This is a genomic window from Brevibacterium sp. 50QC2O2, from assembly GCF_024580675.1.
In the GTDB taxonomy this organism is placed as follows: domain Bacteria; phylum Actinomycetota; class Actinomycetes; order Actinomycetales; family Brevibacteriaceae; genus Brevibacterium; species Brevibacterium moorei.
This window is the reverse complement of sequence record NZ_JANIJZ010000004.1, coordinates 43632-67868: the sequence shown is the minus strand read 5'-3', so window position 1 is coordinate 67868 and position 24237 is coordinate 43632. Positions and strand designations below refer to the sequence as shown.

The following is a 24237-nucleotide window of genomic DNA, read 5'->3' as shown; positions in this document are numbered from 1 at the left end:
GGTCGGAGGGTTTTTCCGGAGAAAATCTCACTGATCGGTCGGGGGTGTCCCGATTCTGCGCTGGCGGCCCGGCAGGCCGATCCGGCGCCGCCAGACGAGAACCCAGGCTGCACCGGCCACCGCCGTGACCCCGGTGGCCAGGATCCCGAAGCGGATCCCGGAGGCGGCGATCAGCACGGAGATCAGCGATGGGCCGCCCAGTTTGCCGAGGTTGTTGAACAGTGCCCACACGCCCAGGAATCTGGCGCGGCCGGCCTCGGGGCTGAGATCGGCGCCCACGGTCAGGTTGATGCCCGCGCCGAGGCCGTTGCCCAGCGCCATGACGATGGCCGCTGCGATCAATCCGCCGCCGGTGGGCAGTAGCACCATGATGAGGAAGCCCGCGCCGAACACGGCCAGGCAGGTGATGAGTGTCGTGGTGCGGCCCAGCTGGTCCTTGAGGTAGGCGCCCAGGAACATGATGATGAGTTCGAGGGCGGCGCCCAGGGCGATGAGCAGGGAGATCGCCGATTCGTGCAGCCCGATGTGCACGCCCCACAGCTGCACGATGATCGGCTGACCGGCCCTGGCCACCGTCAGCGTCGCGATGCCGATCCCGGCCAACCAGACGGAGTCCCAGCGCACGTCCAAGTCCCTGATGCGTGGGCCGTGCGAATGCGGAGAGGACTCCGCCGGGGAGCCGGCGGCGCTGCCGCCTGCGGCGGTGTCGGCGGCTGCCGGGCCGGTCGGACGCTGCGGTGCCGTCTCCGATGCAGGTGCCCCGGCGACCGGGCCCCGGGCCCTGGGTGTGGCCCGGCCGATCGGCAGGGACATGACGATGACGGCGGCCAGCGCGGCCAACGCCGAGAACACGAAGACCGTCCAGATCGGGAAGACCAGCAGTAGGCCCGCGGAGAGCATCGGGCCGACCAGATTGCCCACGCGCATACTTCCGCCCAGGGCGGTCATGGCCCGGCTCACGTGCCGGGGCTCCACGGTGTCGGCGACATAGGCCTGGCGGGCCAGTGTCCACACGTCGTTGATCGGTGCGCGGGCCATGATGGACAGGGTGTAGACGGCCAGGGACCAGGGTTGATCGGCCGCCAGGGCGAACACCGTGGCAGCGGTGACGACGATCGCGGCGCCGGTGGCGGCGAGCATGGCGCGCAGATCTCCCAGTCGGTCGATCAGGATCCCCGCGGGCACGGTGCCGGCCAGGGAGACCGCTCCGGCCAGGCCCACGATGATCGCGGCGAAGGCCTGAGTGGCCCCCACGCTCAGCGCGGCGAGCACCAGGACCGGCACCACTGCGCCCAGGCCGATGTTGACCAGCACGGAGGGGACGAGGACCGGCCAGAGGATCTGTTTGAACATTGCCGTCCTTCGCGTCGCCGGCCCGATGAACCACGTGGTCACAGCTCAGACTACGCCGGGTGTGATCCCGCCGACACCGCGGTGTGGGCCGGTCCCGTTCCAGGTGGTGGCGCTGTCTGGAACAATGGGACGGGGCCCGGCCCGAGGGCGGGCTGCGGTTTTAACCTGATTCCATCTGGTGGGAGGACACGTAATGGCAGACATCCGGGTTGCGGTCATCGGGGCGCACGGGCGCATGGGCTCGCACGCCGTGGCGGCGATTGAGGCGGCTGAGGGGCTGGAGCTGGCCTGCGCACTGGGCAGTGGCGACGCCCTGGAGACGGTACTGGACTCCGGCGCCGAGGTGGCCGTCGAATTGACGGTGCCGGCGGCCAGCGAGGCCAATGTCCGCTTCCTGGTGGGTCATGACATCCACACGGTGGTGGGCACGACCGGCTGGGATGCGGACAAATTGGCCGCGCTGCGCGAGCTGGTGGACACCCACCCCGGGGTGGGTGTACTGGTGGCGCCGAACTTCTCGATCGGCGCGGTGCTGGCGATGAAGTTCGCAGAACTCGCCGCGCCCTATTTCGATTCCGCCGAGGTGGTGGAGATCCACCATCCGCGCAAGCTCGACGCGCCCTCGGGCACCGCGGTGACCACGGCCCAGCGCATCGCCGCGGCGCGCACCACCGCGGGCCTGTCCGCGGTGCCGGACGCCACAGCCTCCGATCCGCTGGGCGGGCGTGGGGCAGTGGTTGACGGCATCCACGTGCACTCGATTCGCCAGTTGGGGATGAACGCGACCGAGGAGATCCACTTCGGCTCGGCCCACGACGCGCTGACGATCCGCACGGATTCCTTCGCAACCGAATCGTTCATGCCCGGCATCATCGAGGCGGTGCGGCGCATCGCCGCGCACCCGGGGCTGAGCGTGGGCCTGGAGACGGTGCTGGACATCTGATGGCGGCCTTCAAAATGTCCAAGGCGAAGATCGGCGCGCTCATCGTATCGCTGGGCCTGCTGCTGTACTTCGTCTTCATGCTCCAGCGCGCCTGGATCATGCTCACCGACTCCCAGCCGATCGCCAAGGTGATGGGAGCGGCCCTGGTCGTCCTGCCCATCATCGGCGCCTGGGCGCTGATCCGCGAACTCATGTTCGGCACCTCCATGGAGCGGTTGGCCGGCATCCTCGAATCCCGGGGCGAACTGCCGGTGGACGATCTGCCGCGCTCCCCGGGCGGTCGGATCGACCGTGCCGCCGCGGATGCGGAATTCGAAAAGTACCGGGCCGAGGCCTCGGCCGCGCCCGATGAGTGGAAGTCCTGGTTCAACCTTTCGTGCGCCTACGATGCGGCGGGCGACCGCAAGCGCGCCAGGGAGAACATGCGCAAGGCGATCGGGCTGGAACGGGAACAGCGTCGGGCCGGTCATGGGTGAGCTCGTCCTCAACATCGTGCTGGTGTTCGTCTTCGTGCTCATCGGCGGGTTCTTCTCCGCCACGGAGATGGCACTGGTCACCCTGCGCGCCGGCCAGATCGCCGAACTCGAATCCCGTGGGCCCCGCGGGGCGAAACTGGCCGCCCTGGCGCGCAACCCCAACACCTTCCTGTCCGCCGTGCAAATCGGCGTGACGGTCGCCGGATTCGCCTCTGCGGCCTTCGGCGCTTCGGCGATCGCACCCTATGTCGCCCCTCTGTTCACAGCTCTGGGGGCGCCGGCCAATGTCGCCGGTGTGCTGGCCACGGTGCTGCTGACCCTCATCATCTCCTACCTGTCCCTGGTGCTGGGGGAACTGGCGCCCAAACGCATCGCCCTGCAGCGCAATGAATGGCTGGCCTATGCGGTGGGCCCCCTGGTGGGCGGCCTGGCGCGGCTGTTGCGCCCGGTCATCTGGTTCCTTTCGATATCGACGAACCTGGTGGTAAAACTGCTCGGCGGTGACCCACAGCAGGAGCGCCAGGCCGTCGGCGACGAGGAACTGCGCAGTCTGGTGGCAGCCGATGAACGGATGCCGGCGGCCGAACGCAAGATGCTCGACGATGTGCTCTCGCTCCGGGGTCGGCAGGTTTCCGAGGTCATGACGCCCCGGCCGGCCGTCTCCACGCTGGACGCGGACCTGAGCATCGGCCGGGCCGCCGAACGCGTGCGCGAACAGCCCTTCTCCCGGTATCCGGTGGTCGGTGAGTCCTTCGACTCCGTCGCCGGCTTCGTCCACGTCCGCGATCTGCTCGAGGCGGCGCTGCAGGATCCGCAGGCATCCATCACCACAATCATCAGGCCCATCCTGTTCGTGCCCTCATCTGCCAGGGTGCTGCCGACCCTGACGAAAATGCGCGCGGCCGGCGACCAGATCGCGGTGGTTGTCGACGAATACGGCGGAACCGACGGAATCGTATCCTTCGAGGACCTGGTCGAGGAGGTCGTCGGCGAGGTGTTCGACGAATACGACGCCCGCACCGAATTGGCCGCCGGGCACGGTGGCACGGTGTCTGGCCGGTTGAACCTGGTGGACTTCCAGGAGGCCACGGGTCTGGAACTGCCGCGCGGGACCGCCGATACCGTTGCGGGTCTCATGGTCGAACGCTTGGGCCGACTGGCGCGCGTGGGCGATGTCGTGCGGATCGGTGATGCGCTGCTGCGGGTCGCAGCGGTCGACGGCAGGCGCATCTCGCGGGTTTCGGTGCAGCAGGCCGAAGGGCCGCACGAGGGCCCGGAAACGGGCGATTAGGCTACGCTGGACCCACACGAGGACCGGACACCGAGCAGGGGGTGCGCCGTTGGCGCTTCGAACCATTGTGATAACCGGTGCCAGTGATGGGATCGGTGCGGCCGCTGCGGCGCAGCTCGCGGCCGGCGACGTCCGCCTCATCCTGATCGGGCGGTCGGCGGAGAAGACCCTGCGCATCGCACAGTCCCTCGGCGTGGAACACCATGTGGCCGACTACGCGTGCTTGGACGAGGTCCGGTCGCTGGCAGCCGAACTGCGGCGGACCTGCGACCGGATCGATGTGCTTGCCAATAACGCCGGAGCGCTGTTCAAGGACCGGGCGCTGACCGTCGACGGGTACGAACGGACCTTCCAAGTCGATCATCTGGCCGGAATGCTGTTGACCCATGAGCTCATGGACATCCTCGTCGACAGCAGGGCGAGCATCGTCAACACCGCCAGTATCGCCGCCCGGCTCTATGCCCGCCTCGATCTGAACGACCTGAACACCTGGCGGGCATTCACCCCGAACCGTGCCTACGGCAATGCGAAGCTGGCGAACATCATCTTCACCCGCGGTCTGCACAAGCGCTTTCGCTCCCGGGGCGTCTCCGCTGTGGCCTTCCATCCGGGGCTCGTGCGGACGAGTTTCGCCGCGCAGGCCAGGGGCTATCTGCACACGCTCTACACGGGAGCCTTCAGCGGCTTCTTCGACTCGCCGGAAACGGCCGGCGAGCGCCTCCGGTTCTTCATCGAGGGCAATCCGAAGGCCGATTGGCAGCCCGGCGAGTACTATCGCGCGCCGGGCCGGATCGGGCTGACCAAACCCCAGGTCTACGATCCGGACATCGTCGCCGAACACTGGGATCGGTGCTCGCAGATGCTTGGCATCGACTGGTAGCAGCGAGTTCAGTCCGCCGCGCGGTGCTCCAGGCGCACCAGGCGCAGGCGCGCCGCATTGGTGATGACGCTGACGCTGGACAGGGCCATGGCGGCCGCGGCCAGCATCGGCGAGAGCAGCAGTCCGAACACCGGGTACAGCACGCCGGCCGCGACCGGGATGCCGATCGCGTTGTAGACGAAGGCGAAGACCAGGTTCTGCCGGATGTTGCGCATCGTGGCCCGCGACAGTGACCTGGCGCGCACGATCCCGCCCAGATCACCCGACAACAGGGTGATGCCGGCGGCCTCCATCGCGACGTCCGTGCCGGTGCCCATGGCCATGCCGACATGTGCCCGGGCCAGGGCTGGAGCATCGTTGACCCCGTCGCCGGCCATCGCGACGGTCCGCCCGGCGGCGGTGAGTTCGCCGACCACATCGCTCTTGTCCTGCGGTTGTACGCCGGCGCGGACCTCGTCGATGCCCAGGCGCTGCGCGACGGCCCGCGCGGTCGTCTCATTGTCGCCGGTGAGCATGATGATGCGCAGTCCCTGCTCGTGCAGTTCGCGCAGCGCCGCGGGAGTGGTCTCCTTGATCGGATCGGCGATCGCCAGGATCGCCGCGATCTCCCCGTCGACTCCCAGATAGACCGCGGTGGCCCCATCGGCGCGCATCTCATCGGCCCGACCGTGCAGCTCGGCGGGCAGCCCGTCGTCCCCGGCCGAGGCGACGTAGCCGGCATTGCCGACCCTCACCTCGTGCCCGGAGACCTGTGCGCGCACCCCGCCGCCGGGATCCGAATCGAACTCGGTGGCGCTCGGCACGTCGAGGCCGCGCTCGCGGGCCGCAGCGGTGATCGCCGCCCCCAGGGGGTGTTCGGAGGACGACTCGACGGCCGCCGCCAATGTCAGGGCCCGCTGCTCGTCGAGCTGACCGGTGGGCACGACGCCGGTCAGGCTGGGGCTGCCCTCGGTCAGGGTGCCGGTCTTGTCGACGACGATCGTGTCGACGCGCTCCATGGTCTGCAGGGCTGCGGCATCGCGGATCAGCACGCCCGCTCTGGCGCCACGGCCCACCCCGACCATGATCGACATGGGGGTGGCCAGGCCCAGGGCGCACGGGCAGGCGACGATGAGCACGCTGACCGCGACGACCAGGGCATGGCTCAGGCGCGGCTGCGGGCCCACCAGCATCCAGACGATGAAGGCGATGACGGCTGCGGCGATGACGGTCGGAACGAATACGGCCGATACCCTGTCGACCAGCGACTGGATGGGCGCGCGGGAGCGCTGGGCGTGGGCGACCATGTCGACGATGCGCGCCAGGGTCGAATCGGCGCCCAGCTTCTCCGCCCGAATCCGCAGGGTGCCGCTGCCGGAGACGGTGCCGCCGACGACGGCGTCCCCGGCGGTCTTGGCCACGGGCAGGGACTCTCCGGTGACCATCGACTCGTCCACGCTGCTGCGCCCGTCGATGACGGTGCCGTCAACGGGGATCTTCTCACCGGGGCGCACTCGCACGGTATCGCCGGGCTGCAGGTGCTCGACGGGGACCTCGTGTTCGGTCCCGTCGGCCTCGATCCGCAGCGCGGTGGCCGGTGCCAGATCCATCAGCGCCCGAATGGCGCCCGAGGTGGTCTCGCGGGCGCGCAGCTCCATCACCTGGCCCAGCGCCACCAGGGCGACGATGACGGCGGAGGCCTCGAAGTAGACCTCGACGTGCCCGTGCATCTTCATCGAATCGGGGAACACACCGGGGGCCAGGAGGGCGACCAGGCTGTACAGATAGGCCGCGGCCACGCCCAGGGAGACCAGCGTGAACATGTTCAGGGAGCGGTGGCGGACGGAATCCCAGCCGCGGCGGAAGAACGGCCAGGCACCCCACAGGACCACCGGAGTGGCCAGGGCGAACTGGATCCAGGCCGAGACCCCCATGGGGACCAGGCCGGCCAGCGCCGGGACCATGGGCAAGAGCATGGAGAAGACCATGATCGGCACTGCGAGCGCCGCACAGATCCAGAAGCGGCGCGTCATGTCGACCAATTCCGGATTGGGCCCGGTTTCGGCGGTGACCGTCACGGGTTCCAGGGCCATGCCGCACTTGGGGCACGTCCCCGGATGGTCCTGGCGGATCTCCGGGTGCATCGGACAGGTGTATTCGGTGGCGGTGCCATGTGTGGTGCCATGTGCGGCGCCGGCGGCCGGGGCGGTCTGTGCCGTAGCCGTCTGTGTCGCAGTGGTCTGTGCGGCCGTGTGATGGTGCGCGTGCTCGTGGGCGTCGTGCCCGGCGTGTGCGCTGGGATCGTGCTCGTGTGCCTCGTGCTCATGTGCACTGTGGGATTCGGCGGCGCCGTGGTGCGTGTGTGCGCTGTGCCCGTGTCCTTCGTGCTGGGAGTGTTCGGCGCTCCCCGTGTACGTGGCCGGATCGGCCAGGAACGTGTGGTGGCAGTGCTCCGAACAGAAGTAATAGGTGTGACCGCCGACGTCCTCGTGGGCCGCGGCGGTGGCCGGATCGATCGTCATCCCGCACACGGGGTCGCTGACCGTGTGGCTGGTCTGCATATCCAAGGGTCCTCCTCTGTCTCACTCACATCCACCATATACCCCCAGGGGGTATAGGTGAAGTGAGATGGCCTGCAGTCCGGGTCCGGGGAGGGCCGGGCGGGCCCTGCGGACCCCGGCGCGGTCGCGCGGGCTCACCGGCTCAGTGCGCGCACCGGCAACACTGCGATGTGGATGAGGGACTCCAGCGGGCCCCGCGGCGCGACCCAGGCGCGCCAGAGAATCGCCACGGCGGCCAGGAGAAGGAGGTGGGTCGCGTACTCGGGCCAGGCGGCCAGACCCGCCGCCGCGGTAATCTCCAAGACGACGACGTGGATCGCGTACATACTCAGCGGCATCGAGCCGGGTGCGGTCACCGGGGCCAGGATCAGGGACGGACCGGCACCCTGCCGCCCGATCCCCGGGCGTTTCAGACCGCGCGCTATCAGCCGACACAGTCCCAGCACCGCGAGCGCTGCGCCTGCGGTGTGCAGCAGATCGAACGGTGTGCCGCTGTGCGGAGCGCAGATCGTCAGCCACCACCAGGAATCCGTGGGAGTCAGTCCGAAGTTGCCCTCCACCAGGATCTGCGCGAGGTCCCGCTGCCGGCCGGCCAGGCTCGCCTCGAGCGCCGGTCGGGCCAGTGGCAGGAGCAGGGCGGACAGGCCGCGAGCGACCAGGGCGAGGACTGCTCCCGCCGCCACCAGCGCTGCGTCGATGGTGAGTCCGTGCTGCCGGGAGTCGGTACCGCGGTGAGGATCGCCGTAGAACAACCGGGCCACGAACATCCCCGCCAGCACATAGCCGAACCACTGCAGGGCCGGATAGTAGCCGGTCAGGGCGATTGCGGTGAACAACTCCCCTGGATGCAGTGCGGAGGTCAGGTCGGGGACACGGTGGTCGGCGGCAAGTCCCAGGCTGCGGCGGATGAGGAAGCTGAGAACGGGGGAGACCGTCAGCCAGACCGGCGCCAGCACGCCCAACAGCCAGGTGGGCGCGGGCAGGAAGGCTGCGGCCAGGACGAACATGAGGCCGTAGACGCTCAGGATGATCGCCAGGAAACTGGTCACCTCGCCCAGGGCCAGGCCGATGATGACGATGATGACACCGCGCACCACCAGGCCCGCCGCGGCCTGGCCGAAGCGGCCGGCACCCAGCGGGCGGCGAGTCGACAAGACGATGGAGCAACCGGCCAGCACCGCGAACAACGCGGAGGCGCGCCCGGCGAAATGCCCGGCGAAGGCGGGCTGTCCGTCCGCACCGGCCAAGGGCAGGATATGGGTGGCGAACATCGCGAACAGGGCCAGGCCACGGGCCAGGTCGACGCCCAGATCCCGTCCCGGCGGCGCCAGTCGGAAAGCGGGGGAAGTGCGCACGGGCGGGTCTGCTCGACTCATGATCCCAGTCTGTCATGGCACACGGCACACCCGGTGCTGCCCGCGGTCCGGCACACCCGGTGGAACACCTCAGGCGCTGCGGACCCTGCGGTGCACGCCGAACCAGGCATAGTAGGCCAGCGCTGCGGCCAGCGCCGCCAGGATCAGCGGATGCGACCAGGCCAGCGCGGCGCATGCCGCCAACAGGCCAAGGCGCAGCGGCCCGTCGAGCACCCAGGACAGAACCCGCAGTCCTTGCATATCGCCGAAGGCCGTGGGAATCGAGGCCAGCCGCGACAGTGGCAGGGGCGGGGCCAGGAGCCCGCGGACGCGCAGCCCCACAAGCGCTGGGACCATCAGGATGGCACGGGGCAACAGGGCGCCGGATCCGGGGATGAGGCCCACGATGGCAGGCGCCCAGGTCCCCAGCAAGGTGAGCAGTGCGAGGAGGAGAAACGGCACTGCGAGTACCGCTGTGAACTCCAGAGCCGGTGGCAGGCCGGAGAGATCGGACTCCTGCACCCTGGCCGCAGCACTGAGCGCGGCATCGAAGGGGGCCCGGGCCCAGCTGGCCAGGAAGACGAAACAGCTCAGGGGCAGCCACAGCAGCCGCTCGTCGACCAGCCCCGTCGTCCCCAGGGCGAGGCCGGCCCCGAGCGCTGCGACCCCGGCCAGGAGCAGCGACTGCGGCCGGCGCAGCGCGCCGAGACCCGTCGCCCGTACCCGGGGGAGCGCCGCGCGCAACAGAGCGAACGCTGTGGACCTGTGCGCAGTGTTCCGCCGCCCGCCCCGTCCGTCCCGGGGCAGCCGCGCCAGGTGGACGGGGGCCTCGGCGCAGGCCAGGGACGCTGCCACCGGATCGCCTGTCAGCATGGCCCCGCGCCAAGCGGATGCGGCCCCACAACGTTCGAGCAGTGCCGATTCGTCGAGGTGGCGCAGTGCGCCGACGAGCGCGCCTGCGGCGAGTACACAGCCCAGAGCACAGGCCACCGTGGAGGCGAACACCACGGGACCCGCCCAGGCCCAGCCCAGGGCCGCGGCGAAGCCGGACGCCGCACCGAACCGCGCCGAGGCGAAGCCCCCGCTCAGGGCTACAGCTGTGAGGACGGCCGTCAGGGCCCACGCCGCGCCCAGGGCGGATAACAGGGTGCGCCGGGCCACGAGCACGCCGGCCGCGCAGACCAGACTCGCCAGAGTGGTACCGGAGATCAGCAGCAGGGCCCAGGCCGTCCACCAGGCCCCGGCACCGGCTGCGGCCGGGATCGAACACAGCAGACAGGTCAGAGCCGCGACACCGGCGACGGGCCAGAGCAGTCGGGGCAGCAGCCAGGAGGAGCGCGCCCGCGGGGAATCGAGCAGGGTCGCCAGCCGGAACGCCCCGGGCGCCTGCAGTCCGCCGCGCGTGGCCAGGCTCAGACCCAGCGCCGCGCAACCTGCCAGCAGGGCCGGGGCCAGCGGCTCGCTCAGCTGGGCGAGCCCCGCGAGAACCGCCAGTCGAGCGCGGACCAGGCCCAGCATCCCCAGATAGGAGGGGGCGCCCACCACGGCAACGAGCATGAGCAGGAGATAGACGCGGTAGCCCAGCTCGGCGCCGCGGTGCGCTCTCGTGGCCATCAGGCCTCTCCCACCTTCACCTCGGCGGCGCCCAATCCCGTGACCAGATCGGGTCGATGCGTGGACACCAGGACCGTGTCGCCGGTATCCAGGCGCTCGCGCAACAGTCCCGCGAGCACGCCGATCACGCCCTTGGCCAGCCGGCCCTCCGGCTCATCGAGGAGCAACAGCCGGGCCGGCCTGGCCAACACCAGTGACAGGCGCATGAGCTGGCGCTCGCCCGAGGACATCTCATGGGGGAAGCGTTCGGCCAGGTGCGCCACGCCCAGCGCTGCGGCGTAATCGCCATAGCGGGCGCGCACCCCGGGATCCTGGGATGCCCAGCTGGCGGCCAGGACCCCGGCGTGCTCGGAAAACGTCAGGGCGGGATCCAGGGGCGTGGTGTCGAAGAAGGTCGCGACCAGGCCGCGGAAGGCCGCGCTGCGCCTGTCGGGAGCGGCACCTGCCACCTGTATGCGGCCGCCGGCGGGGGCCTCGAGCCCGGCGACCAGGCGCAGCGCGGTGGTCTTGCCGCTGCCGTTGGGCCCCGTCAGTGCGCTCGCAGTGCCCGCCGGCACCGTGAAGGTCAAGGGGGCCAGCCTGCCGGGGACGCCGGCGTTCTCGACCGAGACGAAATCCGCTGGATGCATCATGCCCGCAAGTCTGCCATGCTGCGTCATCGTGTTGCGGATGTCACCGACTTTCGCGTCCCGCCATGCACACCTGCGGTGCAGCCGGTTAAACTGGGCCCATGGCGATTATGGGTGACGGTGAAGCGAGGACGGCTATCTCCGCTTTCGGTACGGTCGGTGTGGCTCTGGCGACGGTGTTCGACGAGGCCGGTGGCATCGACTTCTCGGCGACCGCGGGATTGGCCCGGCATCTGGTCGATCAGGGCTGCGATATGCTCGTCGTCTCCGGCACCACGGGGGAGTCCCCGACGACCAGTGACGATGAGAAGGACGAACTGCTGTCCTGTGTGCTCGCCGCGGTCGGTGAGCGGGCCCGGATCATCGCCGGCGTCGGTAGCAACGACACCCGTCACACGATCGAACTGGCCGGACGGGCAAAGGCGGTGGGTGCCCACGGCCTGCTGGTGGTCACTCCCTACTATTCGAAGCCCAGCCAGGCGGGTGTCATCGCGCACGCCAAGACGGTGGCCGAGGCAACGGACCTTCCCATTATGCTGTACGATATTCCAGGTCGGTCCGGTATTCCGCTGACCGTCGACACCCTGGTCGAACTGGGAACCCACCCGAATATCCTGGCCGTCAAGGATGCCAAGGGCGATATCGCCTCGACCATGGAGGTCATGGGGCGTTCGCCCCTGGTCTACTATTCCGGCGAGGACGCCCTGAACTGGCCGCTGCTGGCGGCCGGAGCGATCGGCGTCGTGTCCGTCGTCGGACACGTCGCAACACCACAGATTTCACGGATGGTGGCCGCCGCGCACGTAGGCGAAATGGCCACGGCACGACAGCTGGCGCTTGAACTGGTGCCCGTCGTCGACACGATCATGAACCATATGCCCGGAGTGGTCGCGGCCAAGGCCGCACTCGAGCTCCAGGGCCTGATAGAGAACCGCGCGACCCGACTGCCCGTCCTGCCGGCAACGGAGGACCAGGTCGAGTTCCTGCGCACGGAATTGTTAGGGAGCAGAATACTTCAGTGAGAGATCTACTGGCGGAGCTGGGCGAACCCCCGAAGCTCGATCGAAACGCACTGCGCATCGTCGCCCTGGGCGGCCTGGGCGAAGTCGGCCGCAATATGACCGTGTACGAATTCCACGGCAAACTCCTCATCGTCGACTGTGGCGTGCTCTTCCCCGAGGAAGAGCAGCCAGGCGTCGACCTGATCCTGCCGGACTTCAGCTATCTGGAGGGCCGCTGGAAGGACGTCGTGGGCATGGTGCTCACGCACGGCCACGAGGATCACATCGGCGCGGTGCCCTATCTGCTGCGCAACCGCAAGGACATCCCCATCCTGGGTTCGGTGCTGACCCTGGCTCTGGTCGAGGCCAAGCTCAAGGAACACCGCATCAAGGCAGTGACCCGCGTGGTCCACGAGGGCGACAAGGACCAACTGGGTCCCTTCGACCTGGAATTCGTCGCGGTCAACCACTCGATTCCCGACGCCCTGGCCGTGTGCATCCGCACCGAGGCCGGTACCTGCCTGCACACCGGCGACTTCAAGATGGACCAGCTGCCGCTGGACGGCCGGATCACCGACCTGCGCTCCTTCGCCCGGCTGGGCGAAGAGGGCATCGACCTGTTCCTGACCGACTCCACCAATGCCGAAGTCCCCGGCTTCACCAAGATGGAGAAGAACATCGGCCCCGTCCTGGAGTCGCTTTTCGGCCAGGCCGAGGGCCGGATCATCGTGGCGTCCTTCTCCAGCCACGTCCACCGCGTCCAGCAGGTCCTCAACGCCGCCAGCGCACACGGACGTCGGGTCTGCCTGGTGGGCCGCTCGATGGTCCGCAATATGAAGATCGCCCAGGAGCTGGGCTATTTGAACGTGCCCTTCGGCGTGCTGGTCGACCTCAAGGACGTCGACTCCCTGCCGGAGGACCAGGTCGTGCTCATGTGCACCGGTTCGCAGGGCGAGCCGATGGCCGCCCTGTCGCGGATGGCCAACGGCACCCACCGGATCCAGCTCAACAGCGATGACACCGTCATCCTGGCCTCCTCGCTGATCCCGGGCAATGAGAACTCGGTCTCCCGTGTCATCAACGGCCTGATGAAGGCCGGTGCCACGGTGATCTCGAAGGCCAATGCGAACGTGCACGTGTCCGGCCACGCATCGGCCGGCGAACTGCTCTACACCTACAACATCGTCAAGCCCAAGGGCGTGTTCCCCGTCCACGGCGAATGGCGTCACCTGATCGCCAACGCCAAGCTGGCCCAGGCCACCGGCGTGCCGGAGGAGAACATCGTGCTGGCCGACGACGGCTGGGTCGTCGATCTGAAGAACGGCCACGCCGAAGTCGTGGGCGCCGTCGACTGCGATTACGTCTTCGTCGACGGGTCCTCGGTCGGCACCGTGACCGAGGCCGACCTCGAGGACCGCCGCGTGCTCGCCGGCGAGGGCTTCGTGTCCGTGTTCCTGACCGTCGATGCCAAGAACCAGTCGATCCTGGCCGGCCCCGTCATCCACACCCGTGGCGTGGCGGAGAACGACAAGGTCTTCGACACGATCAAGCCGAAGATCACCGAGGCGATCCAGGATGCCCTGAACAAGGGCACGAAGGACGAATACAAGCTGCAGCAGGCGATCCGCCGGACACTGGGCCGCTGGATCAGCTCCAAGCTGCGCCGCAAGCCGATGATCGTTCCGATGGTTGTCGTCGTGCGCGACTGAGTACCGGCGCACCGAAGCGAGGTGGCCCGGAACCCTGTTGGGTTCCGGGCCACCTCGCTCTGCTCATCCCTGCGCCCAGTGGGCGCTCAGTTCGGCGGCGGTTTCGGTGAGTTTCGCGGCGACCGCGGGGTAGACATCGGGGCCCAGGCGCGAGGTCGGGCCGGAGACAGACAGCCCGGCCGGGCTCGGGGCGCCGGCGACCGCGACGGCCAGGCAGCGCACGCCCACCTCCTGCTCCTCGTCGTCGAGCGCGAAGCCGCGGTTGCGGCACTGGGCGAGTTCGGCCTCGAGGTTGATGTGGCGCCGGGCGCGCGGGCCGCCCACGCTCGCGTCCAGCAGGGGCTCGGCCACGGAGTCCGGGAGGGAGGCCAGAACCGCCTTGCCGACCCCGGAATTGTGCAGTGGCACGCTGCGGCCGACCTCGGTGAACATCCGCATGGACCGCGGCGATGCCGCCTGGGCGACATAGGTCATCGAATCGCGGGTCAGGAACGCCAGGTTCACGGTCTCGCCCAGGTCCTTGGCGAGTGCTGTCAGAATCGGCTGGACCGAGGCCCCGACCTGCCGGGCGGCCACCGCGCCTAGGCGGACCAGGCGCGAGCCCAGGGCATAGGAGCGATCGGCGAACTGCAGGACGTAACCGCGGGCCGTCAGGGTGGCGAGGATCCGGTGGACCGTGGGGGCGGGCAGCTCGCAGGCCGCTGCCAGGTCCTTCTCCCTGGCCGTACCGCCGGCGGCGACCAGTGCCTCGAGCACATCAAGGGTCCGGTCGACTGACTGCACATGTTGCACCATGGGGCGATCCTAAACCGCGGCTCACATGTTTTCATAATGTGGAATATGGATTTCGCCATAACCGATTGTGCGAGAAGATCAGGGGGACTGATCAACGACGATCGATGAGGGGGAGTCCCATGAGTCTCGAAGAACTGTGCGGTCTGCTGCCACCCGGGCGGGTCCTGACCGACCCGGTGAAGACCCAGGCCTACCGGTTCGACCGGGCCAACGACCCGCAGGCCGGCCACCCGCTGGCGGTGGTGCTGGCCACGTGCACCGAGGACGTACAGGCGGCGGTGCGCTGGGCTGCGGCCAATGACGTGGCGATCGTGCCGCGGGGCGCGGGATCCAGCCTGTCGGGCGGGTCGACCGCACTGACCGGGGCGATCGTGATCTCCCTGGACGCGATGCGCGAGGTCACGATCGACCGATTGACCCGTACCGCCTTCGTCCAGCCCGGTGCCTTCAACGCCGAGGTCAAGGCCGCGGCGGCCGCGGAGGGCCTGTGGTATCCGCCGGACCCCTCGTCCTTCGAATTCTGCTCGATCGGTGGGAACATCGCGACCAACGCCGGTGGTCTGTGCTGCGTGAAGTACGGCGTGACGACCGATTACGTGCTGGGCATGACGGTGGTACTGGCCGACGGGCGGGCGGTAAAGCTGGGCGGTCCCCGGCTCAAGGACGTGGCTGGCCTGTCGCTGACGAAGCTGTTCGTCGGTTCGGAGGGGACGCTGGGCATTGTGACCGAGGCGGTGCTCAAGCTGGTGCCCGTGCAACGGGCTCCCTCGACCCTGGTCGCGACCTTCCCCGATCTGGGCGCCGCCTGTCAGGCGATCCTCGACATCACACGGGTCGCCCGGCCCTCCATGCTGGAGTTCATGGACCGGGTCACGATCAACGCGGTCGAGGACGAACTGCACATGGGCCTGGACCGTGATGCCGCCGCGATGCTGGTGGTCCAATCCGACGAGCCCGCGGAGTTCGCGGCCGCCGAAATCGCGCAGATCGAACGGGTGTGCACCGGTTTCGGCGCCTCGGAGTGCCTGCACACCACGGATCCGGACGAGGGCGAGATGTTCGTCGCGGCCCGCCGGGGCGCGATCCCCTGTGTGGAGAAGCAGGGCACCGTGCTGCTGGAGGACGTGGGCGTGCCGCTGCCGGAACTGCGCGCCCTGGTGCTGGGCATGGCCGATATCTCGAAGAACCGGGATGTCACGATCGCGGTGATGGCACACGCGGGCGACGGCAATACGCATCCGCTCATCGTCTTCGATCCGGCGGATGCGGCGCAGACCGAACGCGCGCACGCGGCCTATGGCGAGGTGATGGAACTGGCGATGGAACTGGGCGGGACGATCACCGGAGAACACGGGGTGGGCCGGCTGAAACGGCCGTGGCTGCCCGACTATCTGGGCGAGGACGTGATGGAGCTCAATCAGCGGATCAAGGACGCGCTGGACCCGCAGGGGATCCTCAATCCAGGGGTGGTGTTCGCCTCGCAGCGCTCGCATTCCTGAGGGTTCGGGCATCGGGGCGGCGGGTGTGCAGCGTGCTGCCGCTCGTGGCGCGGGGTGTGGCGCGGGACACGCAATGCCTGCTATGGTTTCACTGAGCGTGATTTTAATTTCACGATATGAAATCGAGCCGAAGGAGCCCGAATGTCCCCGTCGAGCATCACCCCACCCCAGGGCCTGGAGATCACCGCCGAACTGCAGCCCGAATTCGCCAAGGTCCTCACCCCTGTGGCCCTGCAGCTCATCGTCGACCTGCACCGGAAGTTCACCCCGGCGCGCGCCGAACGCCTGGCCGCCCGCCGGGCCGTCCAGGAACACCTGGACAACGGTGGCGAACTGGACTTCCTGGAGGAGACCGCCGCGGTCCGCGCCGATGACTCGTGGCGCGTCGCCCCGCCGGCGCCCGGCCTGGAGGACCGTCGGGTGGAGGTCACCGGCCCCACCTACAAGAAGATGACGATCAACGCCCTGAACTCCGGAGCCAAGGCCTGGCTGGCCGACCAGGAGGACGCCAACACCCCGGCATGGGATTCGGTGGTCGGCGGCCAGATCAACCTGCTCGACGCCATCAACCGGGAAATCGACTTCACCGCCGCGGACACCGGCAAGGAATACCGCCTGCGCCCCGATGCGGAATTGCCCACCATCATCGTGCGCCCGCGCGGCTGGCACATGAATGAGAAGCACATGCTGATCGACGGGGAACAGGGATCGGGCTCCCTGGTCGACTTCGCCCTGTACTTCGCCACCGCCGGACAGCGCCAGATCGAGAAGGGCCAGGGCGTCTACTACTACCTGCCCAAGATGGAGTCCTACCTCGAAGCGCGACTGTGGAATGACGTCTTCAGCTTCGCCGAGGACGCACTGGGCAACCCGCGCGGCACCATCCGCGCCACCTGCCTGATCGAGACCTACCCTGCGGCCTTCCAGATGGAGGAATTCCTCTACGAACTGCGTGAGCACTCCGCCGGACTCAATGCCGGGCGCTGGGACTACATCTTCTCCGTCATCAAGACCCACCGGAACAAGGGGACGGACTGGATTCTGCCCGACCGCAACCTCGTGACCATGACCGTGCCCTTCATGCGCGCCTATACGGAACTGCTGGTGCGCACCTGCCATAAGCGCGGGGCGCATGCGATCGGCGGCATGGCCGCGCAGATCCCGTCGAAGGACCCTGAGGTCAACGCGGTGGCGACCGAGAAGGTCACCGGCGACAAGACCCGTGAGGCCACCGACGGCTTCGACGGCTCCTGGGTCGCCCACCCCGGCATGGTCGATCTGTGCAAGGAGCAGTTCACGAAGGTGCTGGGCGATAAGCCCAACCAGATCGACAAGCTGCGCGAGGATGTGAGCGTGGGCGCGGCCGAGCTGCTCAGCGTCAAGGACACCCCCGGCGATGTCACGGAGGCCGGCCTGCGGGCGAACATCAACGTGGGCATCCAGTACGTTCAGTCCTGGCTGAACGGCAACGGTGCTGCGGCGATTCACAATCTGATGGAGGACGCCGCGACCGCGGAGATCAGCCGAACCCAGGTGTGGCAGTGGCTGAAGTTCGAAGTCACCCTGGCCGATACGGGCGCCACCGTGACCCGGGAACTGGTCGACCGGCTGGTCGCCGAGGAGACCGCGGGACTGCCCGGCGGGCCCGAGTCGTTCGCCCGGGCCACCGAACTGTTCGTTGCCATGGCCACCGCCGAGGTCTACTACGACTTCCTGACCCTGCCGGCATACGAACTGCTGGACTGAGTGGATCGTCGCCGCGGGCAGGGCTGGTACACGCGGCCTGCGGGAATCTCCGGCCGAGGCCGCGCCCACCGGGTGCGGCCTCGGCCGGTTCTGCGTGTGGTGGCTCCTTGTAGGAGTATCCACTATAGTGGAATCCATGGTGGAGATCAAAGGAAATGTTGACCCGCGAGCCCTTGGACCCCGGCTGCGCGACATCAGGCGGGCCAAGGGGCTGACGGTACAGGACCTGGCGCGGCGCAGCGGAGTCAGTCGCAGTATGGTCTCCGAGGTCGAACGCGGGGGACGCGTTCCCACCATCCTCACGCTGGACCGCCTGGCTACAGCCCTGGGTACCGGGCTGGGCCGCCTGGTAGCCGGCGAGGCGGGTGACGATGACGCCATCATCGTCCGCCGCCAGGACGAGCAGGCCCGGCTCGATGAAGGTTCCTGGTCCAGAACCGTCCTCAATCCGAATCTGGCCGGCGTCGAATTCGAGTTCATGCGCGTGGAAATCGCCGCCGGTGTGGACGCGGGTGCCTACGATCCACACATGCGCGGCAGCCGGGAATACGTCGCAGTGGAATCGGGTGTGCTCACCCTGAGCCTCGACGGACGGGACTACCGATTGGCAGCGGGCGACAGCATCTACTTCGGCGGAGCCCGCGTCCACGCCTTCCGCAACGACGCGTCCGTACCGTGCACCTACTACCTGGTGATGGACGCCATCGGTCCGGACCGGGCGCACGAGCCGCGGGCCGGGGCGGTTGTCCAGGGTGCTGACCCCGTCCCCGCGCCGGGTGCCGTTCCGTCCGAACGGGAACCCGGTGCGGGGACGATCGTGTGCCGGGCCGATCCCGCAGTACCGGGCTGGGACTGGACGCCGGAGGCCGAGCGGGCTCTGCTGTCGCGGGCGGCCGAACTCGCCTCCCGGGTATTGGCGGACACGGTGACCGGCCCGGTCACCGGATCACTGCCGGAACATCTGCTGACGACCTTCGCAACCTCGCCCGTTCCGGTGGCCGGAAGCGATGTGCGCAGTGTGCTGGCAGACATTGCCGAGCAGGTGATGCCCTACCCCTTCGGCAACGGGCACCCGATGTTCTTCGCCTGGGTCAATTCCCCCGCTCACCCGATGGGCGTCGCTGCGAATGCGATCGCCACCGCGCTCAATCCCAGCATGGCCGGGGGACGGCACGCCGGTGTGCACCTGGAACACGAGGTGATTCGCTGGTTCTGCGAACTGCTCGGCTGGGAAACCGCCGGCTCGGCAGCGGGACAACTGGTCTCCGGCGGCTCCGCCGCGACCCTGACCGCCCTGGGGGCCGCCCGGCACCGGGCGGCCGCCGCGATCGGTCTGGACGACCGCGTCGACGGCGTGGCCGGCCTTGCGCCCCGCATCTACGCCACAGCGCAGGCGCACTCCTGCTTGGACAAGGCTGTGGAGGCCCTGGGCCTGGGCCGCTCCTGCATCGCCCGCGTACCCCACGACGCCGCGGACAGGATGCTCCCGGAGCATCTGGCGAGGATGCTCGAGGCCGATATCGCAGCGGGGCTGACCCCGGTGGCCGTCGTCGCCAGCGTCGGCACCGTCAATACCGGTGCGATCGATCCGCTCGATCAGATCGCCCGGATCGCCCGCGCCCATGATGTGTGGTTGCACGTCGACGGCGCCTATGGCGGTCCCGCGGCCCTGTTGCTCGACGACCTGGACGGTGTGAAAGCCGGCATGGCGCAAGCCGACAGCCTGGCGCTGGATCCCCATAAGTGGCTCTACGCCCCTGTGGACTGTGGCATGGTGCTGTTCAAAGACGGGAGTTGGGCCCGGGACGCCTATAGCCTGGTGCCGCCCTATCTGCGCTCGCAGGCGACAACGGATGAACCCGTCTGGTTCTCCGAATACGGCTTGGAACAGACCAGGCCCTTCCGCGCATTGAAGCTGTGGGCCCAGCTGCAGTTGACCGGACTGGACGGGTACCGCAGCCTGATCGGTCACGACCTGGCTGTGGCCTCGGCCCTGCGGGAGCTCCTCGTCGCAGCCCCCGACTTCCAGGTGTTCGGCCACGGCCTGTCGATCGTGTGCTTCCGCTACACTCCCGCAGGCGTGGCCGAAGAAGATCTGGACGCTCTCAACGCGGACCTGGCGCTGCGGGTGCAGCGGTCGGGCCGTGCCTTCATCGCCCAGACCACTGTGGTTGCGGCGGGCAGGTCCGTGACCGCGCTGCGCGCCTGCATCGTCAACCCCAACACCACGGAGGAGCACGCGGCCGCCCTGTTGCAGGTGCTCCGGGAGGTCTGATTCGCACAGGGACCTGCCGCGCCAGGCCCGCGGAAATCCCCGGCCGTGTCCGTGCCGCCGCCTACCATGGAACCATGGCTACCAGTAGGACTTCCCCCACTGCCGGCCGTGGCAAGAGCGGCGGGTCCAAGAAGAAGGCCACCGCGAAGTCCGCGGCCACTTCCAGGGCTGCGCGCAGTACCGGGCGCGGCAGCGGTTCGGGGGACAAGCAGAACGCCACCGTGAATCCCATTGCGGGGGCGTGGATGGGAATGGCTCGAATGGCAGGCAACCGGACCCGTAAATCCATGGGGGAGAACGAATCGCGCGACGGTGGCATCCGACGCGACGGCACCGGCTTCCTGCTCATCATCCTGGCCGTGATCGCGGCGGCCTTCGAATGGTGGAACATCCCAGGGGGCTTTGGCAACGGAGTCCGCGCGGTCATCGAGGGCACCTTCGGGCGCGTCGCCCTGGTCCTGCCGATCGTCTTCGTCGGCTACGCGATCCGGCTGTTCCTGCACGGTGACCGGGTGCGCGGGAACAATCGCATCCTCATCGGGCTGCTCATCGCCCTGCTGTGTGCAGCGGGACTGGCGCACATCGCCGCGGGCAGTCCCAGTTTCGTCAACTCGCGTGCCGCCATGGCCAATGGGGGCGGCGCGCTGGGCTACATCGTGTCCTCGCCCCTGGTCGCCACCACCACCGTCTATGTGACGGTGCCGCTGCTGGTGCTCATCGGACTGTTCTCCCTGCTCATCATCACGGGCACGCCTGTGGCCCGGATTCCGCAGCGCATCGTCGGCCTCTACGATTTGCTGACCGGGGCCAACCGCGTACTCGACGACCAGGACGAGGGCCGCGCCGAAGTGGACCTGGTGGGCCAGAACCGTGGCACCGCGACGCTTAAACCCATGGGCAAGAAGCGCGGCGGGCGGAAGAAGGACGACGAGGCCGAAACCACCCGGGCCTACGACAAGGCCTTAGAAGAGCACGATCAGGCGGCCGCAGGCCAGCCCACGGACCACGTGGCCGAACACGATGAGCCGACCCGCGTGCTGCGGCCCCAGGGCGTCTACGACCAGCAGGCGGATTCTCAGGACGGCTCGGCGGCGGACCCGGATGCGCCGAAACCCGGCCAGCGCCGGCCCACCAGGGCCGAACGTGAACGTGCCCAGCTCAAACACGATCTGGGGATGGACGAGGCCGAAACGGCAGCGCAGGCCCAAGTGCCGGTGGTCAACAAGCAGTCCCAGCCGGATGCCGGCGAACTGCCGCAGCGCGTGGCCCAGCTCGAAATGGCCGGGGACGTCACGTACACCCTGCCGTCTTCGGATCTGCTGATCGCGGGTCCTCCCGCCAAGGAACGCTCGGAGGCCAATGACAAGGTCGTGGCCGCGCTGCGCGAGGTTTTCGAACAGTTCAAGATCGACGCGCACGTCACCGGCTTCTCCCGCGGGCCGACGGTCACCCGCTATGAGGTCGAACTGGGTGCCGGCACCAAGGTGGAGAAGGTCACCGCGCTGTCGAAGAACATCGCCTATGCGGTGGCCAGCGCGGACGTGCGCATCCTCTCGCCGATCCCGGGCAAGAAGGCCATCGGCATCGAGATCCCCAATGCGGACAGGGAAACCGTGGCATTGGGCGATGTGCTGCGCAGTCAGGCCGCGCGGAAGACGGACAAGCCCCTGGTGGTGGGCGTCGGCAAGGACGTCGAGGGCGGGTTCGTCGTTGCGGATCTGGCGAAGATGCCCCACCTGCTCGTCGCCGGTGCCACCGGATCCGGCAAGTCGAGCTTTGTGAACTCGATGATCACCTCGATCATGATGCGCTCCACTCCGGACGAGGTCCGCCTGATTCTGGTCGACCCGAAGCGCGTGGAACTGACGATCTACGAGGGCATCCCACACCTCATCACGCCGATCATCACGAATCCCAAGAAGGCCGCAGAGGCTCTGGAATGGGTCGTGCGCGAAATGGACGCCCGGTACGACGACCTGGCGAACTTCGGTTTCAAACACGTCAAGGAATTCAACGCCGCGGTCCGCGAGGGCAAGATCCAGGCGCCCCCCGGCTCGGAACGCGAACTCCACCCCTACCCCTATCTGCTGGTCGTGGTGGACGAATTGGCCGACCTCATGATGGTCGCCCCGCGTGATGTCGAGGCCTCGATCCAGCGCATCACGCAGCTGGCGCGCGCCGCGGGCATCCACCTGGTGCTCGCCACCCAGCGGCCCTCGGTGGACGTTGTCACCGGTCTGATCAAGGCCAACGTCCCCTCGCGGCTGGCCTTCGCCACGTCCTCCCTGGCCGACTCGCGCGTCGTCCTCGACCAGCCGGGCGCGGAGAAGCTGATCGGCCAGGGCGATGCCCTGTTCCTGCCGATGGGTGCGGCCAAGCCCATGCGCGTGCAGGGCGCTTGGGTCAACGAGGACGAAATCGAGAAGGTCGTCGAATACGTCAAGGGCCAGCTGGCACCGGTCTATCGCGAAGACGTGGCGGTCGAGGCACCCAAGAAGCAGATCGACGAGGAGATCGGCGACGATATGGACCTGCTGCTGCAGGCCGCGGAACTCGTCGTCACCTCGCAGTTCGGCTCGACCTCGATGCTCCAGCGAAAGCTGCGCGTGGGCTTCGCCAAGGCCGGCCGGCTGATGGACCTGATGGAGTCCCGCGGGATCGTCGGGCCCTCGGAGGGTTCCAAAGCCCGCGATGTGCTGGTCAAGCCAGAGGACCTGCCCGCCACACTGTCCTACATCAAGGGCGACGATCCGGCGGCGGGGGACATCCACGATGCAATGGACGCCGCCGCCCACGCCGAGCCCGGAGCCCCACAGCCACAGGCCTCCCATGGGGCGAGTGGGTCCGTCGGCCACGATGCGTACGGATCCGACGCCTATGCGGCACAGGACGCCGCCCGCGCCGGCCTGGCACCGGGCGATATCGATCCGGCAACGGGCCTGGAAGTCGTCGAGGGGGAAAGCGAAGACGCCTGGGAGCTGACGGGCCGGTAGGCTGGAGGCGTGAACGAAATGCAGACCAAGCCCAGTAACTGGAACGTCCCCAATGCGCTGACGATTCTGCGCATCATCATGGTGCCGATCTTCATCGTCGTTCTGCTGCACGACGGCGGTAGCGATCCGATCTGGCGGATCTGGGCTTTCGTCGTCTTCGTGCTGGCCATGGTGACGGATGCGATCGACGGTCACGTGGCCCGCAAATACAACCTCATCACCGACTTCGGCAAGATCGCCGACCCGATCGCCGACAAGGCACTGACGGCTGCCGCCTTCATCTGCCTGGCCATCGTCGGCGATATGTGGTGGGTCATCCCGGTGTTGGTGCTGGTGCGCGAATTCGGAATCACCCTGCTGCGTTTCGCGATCATCACATACGCGGTCATGCCCGCCTCCAAGGGCGGCAAGCTCAAGACCGTCCTGCAGACGGTGGCCCTGGCCATGTACCTGCTGCTGGTGCCGGTGGCATCCCTGCAGGTGGGCTGGCTGACCGCGGTCTTCACGGTGGTGGCCGTCATCGTGCTGACCGCGGCTGTGGTCGTGACCCTGGTATCCGGGGTGGACTACTGCGTGCAGGCCTACCGCCTGGTGCGCGATGCGAAGGCCGCCGGGGGCGGGACGCCAGAGGGGGAACAGAGTGGGGCCGATGATCGATAAGGGCGCCGCGGCCGTCATCGCCGCAGCATCCGCGAAAGGTCTGACGATCGCCACGTGCGAGTCCCTGACCGCGGGGCTGGTGGCGGCGACCCTGGCACAGGTGCCGGGTGCCTCACGCGTGCTGCGCGGTGGGCTGGTGACCTACGCGACGGAGCTCAAACACGTGCTGGCCGGAGTTGATGCCGGACTGCTGGCCGCGCGTGGCGCGGTCGACCCCGAGGTCGCAGCCCAGATGGCCACGGGTACCAGGGACCGGTGCGGGGCCGATATCGGGATCTCGTGCACCGGTGTGGCCGGGCCCGATCCGCAGGACGGCAAGCCGGTCGGTCGGGTCTACCTGGGGTTGGCGATGCCGACGGACGTGCGCACCATTCGCCTGGATCTGAGTGGGGACCGGGACGCCATCCGCCGGGCGACCGTCTCCCGATTATTGGCGGTAGTGGACAGTGAGCTGGCCACGGTCTGAATCCGGGATGAG

General features: G+C 68.4%; 18 protein-coding genes. 12 read left to right on the top strand and 6 right to left on the bottom strand.

What is annotated here, in order from left to right:
• Positions 1–27 precede the first annotated feature (27 nt).
• Entirely contained in the window at positions 28–1353 is a 1326-nt protein-coding gene (locus tag NQ038_RS04855; RefSeq protein WP_257047488.1) for an MFS transporter, read from the bottom strand.
• A gap of 193 nt (positions 1354–1546) precedes the next feature.
• On the opposite strand from NQ038_RS04855, the gene dapB reads away from it, so the two are divergent.
• Genes dapB through NQ038_RS04835 form a run of 4 tightly spaced genes read left to right on the top strand, consistent with a single transcriptional unit; the run spans position 1547 to position 4943 of the window.
• Positions 1547–2296, top strand: a complete 750-nt coding sequence (gene dapB / locus NQ038_RS04850) for a 4-hydroxy-tetrahydrodipicolinate reductase (RefSeq protein ID WP_257047490.1) — start codon at positions 1547–1549, stop codon at positions 2294–2296.
• Positions 2296–2772, top strand: coding sequence for a tetratricopeptide repeat protein (locus NQ038_RS04845; RefSeq protein ID WP_257047491.1), 477 nt, complete (start codon positions 2296–2298; stop codon positions 2770–2772). The genes dapB and NQ038_RS04845 overlap by 1 nt, the downstream gene beginning before the upstream one ends.
• Positions 2765–4063: a hemolysin family protein gene (locus tag NQ038_RS04840; RefSeq protein ID WP_257047492.1), complete on the top strand. Its 1299-nt coding sequence runs from the start codon at positions 2765–2767 to the stop codon at positions 4061–4063. Before NQ038_RS04845 ends, NQ038_RS04840 begins: the two co-directional genes overlap by 8 nt.
• A gap of 49 nt (positions 4064–4112) precedes the next feature.
• Positions 4113–4943, top strand: coding sequence for an SDR family NAD(P)-dependent oxidoreductase (locus NQ038_RS04835; RefSeq protein ID WP_257047493.1), 831 nt, complete (start codon positions 4113–4115; stop codon positions 4941–4943).
• Between the two features lie 8 nt (positions 4944–4951).
• Here the strand turns inward: NQ038_RS04835 and NQ038_RS04830 are convergent, their stop codons facing one another.
• The 4 genes from NQ038_RS04830 to NQ038_RS04815 form a co-directional block, all read right to left on the bottom strand.
• Positions 4952–7483 carry a heavy metal translocating P-type ATPase gene (locus tag NQ038_RS04830; RefSeq protein WP_257047564.1) on the bottom strand — a complete coding sequence of 844 codons (2532 nt, stop codon included), beginning with the start codon at positions 7481–7483 and terminating at the stop codon, positions 4952–4954.
• Between the two features lie 134 nt (positions 7484–7617).
• Positions 7618–8859, bottom strand: coding sequence for a DUF1624 domain-containing protein (locus tag NQ038_RS04825; RefSeq protein WP_257057603.1), 1242 nt, complete (start codon positions 8857–8859; stop codon positions 7618–7620).
• A gap of 69 nt (positions 8860–8928) precedes the next feature.
• Complete coding sequence (locus NQ038_RS04820) at positions 8929–10452, bottom strand: hypothetical protein (protein WP_257047498.1); 1524 nt, start codon at positions 10450–10452, stop codon at positions 8929–8931.
• Positions 10452–11084, bottom strand: a complete 633-nt coding sequence (locus NQ038_RS04815; protein WP_257047499.1) for an ATP-binding cassette domain-containing protein — start codon at positions 11082–11084, stop codon at positions 10452–10454. The genes NQ038_RS04820 and NQ038_RS04815 overlap by 1 nt, the downstream gene beginning before the upstream one ends.
• A gap of 98 nt (positions 11085–11182) precedes the next feature.
• On the opposite strand from NQ038_RS04815, the gene dapA reads away from it, so the two are divergent.
• On the top strand, positions 11183–12103 hold the full coding sequence (gene dapA / locus NQ038_RS04810; RefSeq protein WP_257047500.1) for a 4-hydroxy-tetrahydrodipicolinate synthase: 921 nt from the start codon (positions 11183–11185) through the stop codon (positions 12101–12103).
• A complete protein-coding gene (locus NQ038_RS04805) occupies positions 12100–13791 on the top strand; it encodes a ribonuclease J (protein WP_257047501.1) in 1692 nt (563 codons plus the stop codon). Before dapA ends, NQ038_RS04805 begins: the two co-directional genes overlap by 4 nt.
• Positions 13792–13854: 63 nt before the next feature.
• On the opposite strand, the gene NQ038_RS04800 is transcribed toward NQ038_RS04805, so the two are convergent.
• Complete coding sequence (locus NQ038_RS04800; RefSeq protein ID WP_257047503.1) at positions 13855–14586, bottom strand: IclR family transcriptional regulator; 732 nt, start codon at positions 14584–14586, stop codon at positions 13855–13857.
• A 119-nt stretch (positions 14587–14705) separates the two neighbouring features.
• Here NQ038_RS04800 and NQ038_RS04795 point away from each other — a divergent pair, with 119 nt between their 5' ends.
• The 6 genes from NQ038_RS04795 to NQ038_RS04770 all read left to right on the top strand — a co-directional run bounded on the left by NQ038_RS04795 (position 14706) and on the right by NQ038_RS04770 (position 24225).
• Positions 14706–16085 carry an FAD-binding oxidoreductase gene (locus tag NQ038_RS04795; RefSeq protein WP_257047504.1) on the top strand — a complete coding sequence of 460 codons (1380 nt, stop codon included), beginning with the start codon at positions 14706–14708 and terminating at the stop codon, positions 16083–16085.
• A gap of 141 nt (positions 16086–16226) precedes the next feature.
• The gene (gene aceB / locus NQ038_RS04790; RefSeq protein WP_257047505.1) at positions 16227–17831 is read left to right on the top strand and encodes a malate synthase A; all 1605 of its coding nucleotides are present in this window, start codon (positions 16227–16229) and stop codon (positions 17829–17831) included.
• A gap of 136 nt (positions 17832–17967) precedes the next feature.
• Positions 17968–20106 (top strand): pyridoxal-dependent decarboxylase, encoded by a 2139-nt coding sequence (locus NQ038_RS04785; RefSeq protein ID WP_257047506.1) that lies wholly within the window; start codon positions 17968–17970, stop codon positions 20104–20106.
• 74 nt (positions 20107–20180) lie between these two features.
• Positions 20181–23099 (top strand): DNA translocase FtsK, encoded by a 2919-nt coding sequence (locus NQ038_RS04780; protein ID WP_373456783.1) that lies wholly within the window; start codon positions 20181–20183, stop codon positions 23097–23099.
• A gap of 18 nt (positions 23100–23117) precedes the next feature.
• Positions 23118–23759, top strand: a complete 642-nt coding sequence (gene pgsA / locus NQ038_RS04775; RefSeq protein WP_257047566.1) for a CDP-diacylglycerol--glycerol-3-phosphate 3-phosphatidyltransferase — start codon at positions 23118–23120, stop codon at positions 23757–23759.
• The gene (locus tag NQ038_RS04770) at positions 23749–24225 is read left to right on the top strand and encodes a CinA family protein (protein WP_257047507.1); all 477 of its coding nucleotides are present in this window, start codon (positions 23749–23751) and stop codon (positions 24223–24225) included. Before pgsA ends, NQ038_RS04770 begins: the two co-directional genes overlap by 11 nt.
• Positions 24226–24237 lie beyond the last annotated feature (12 nt).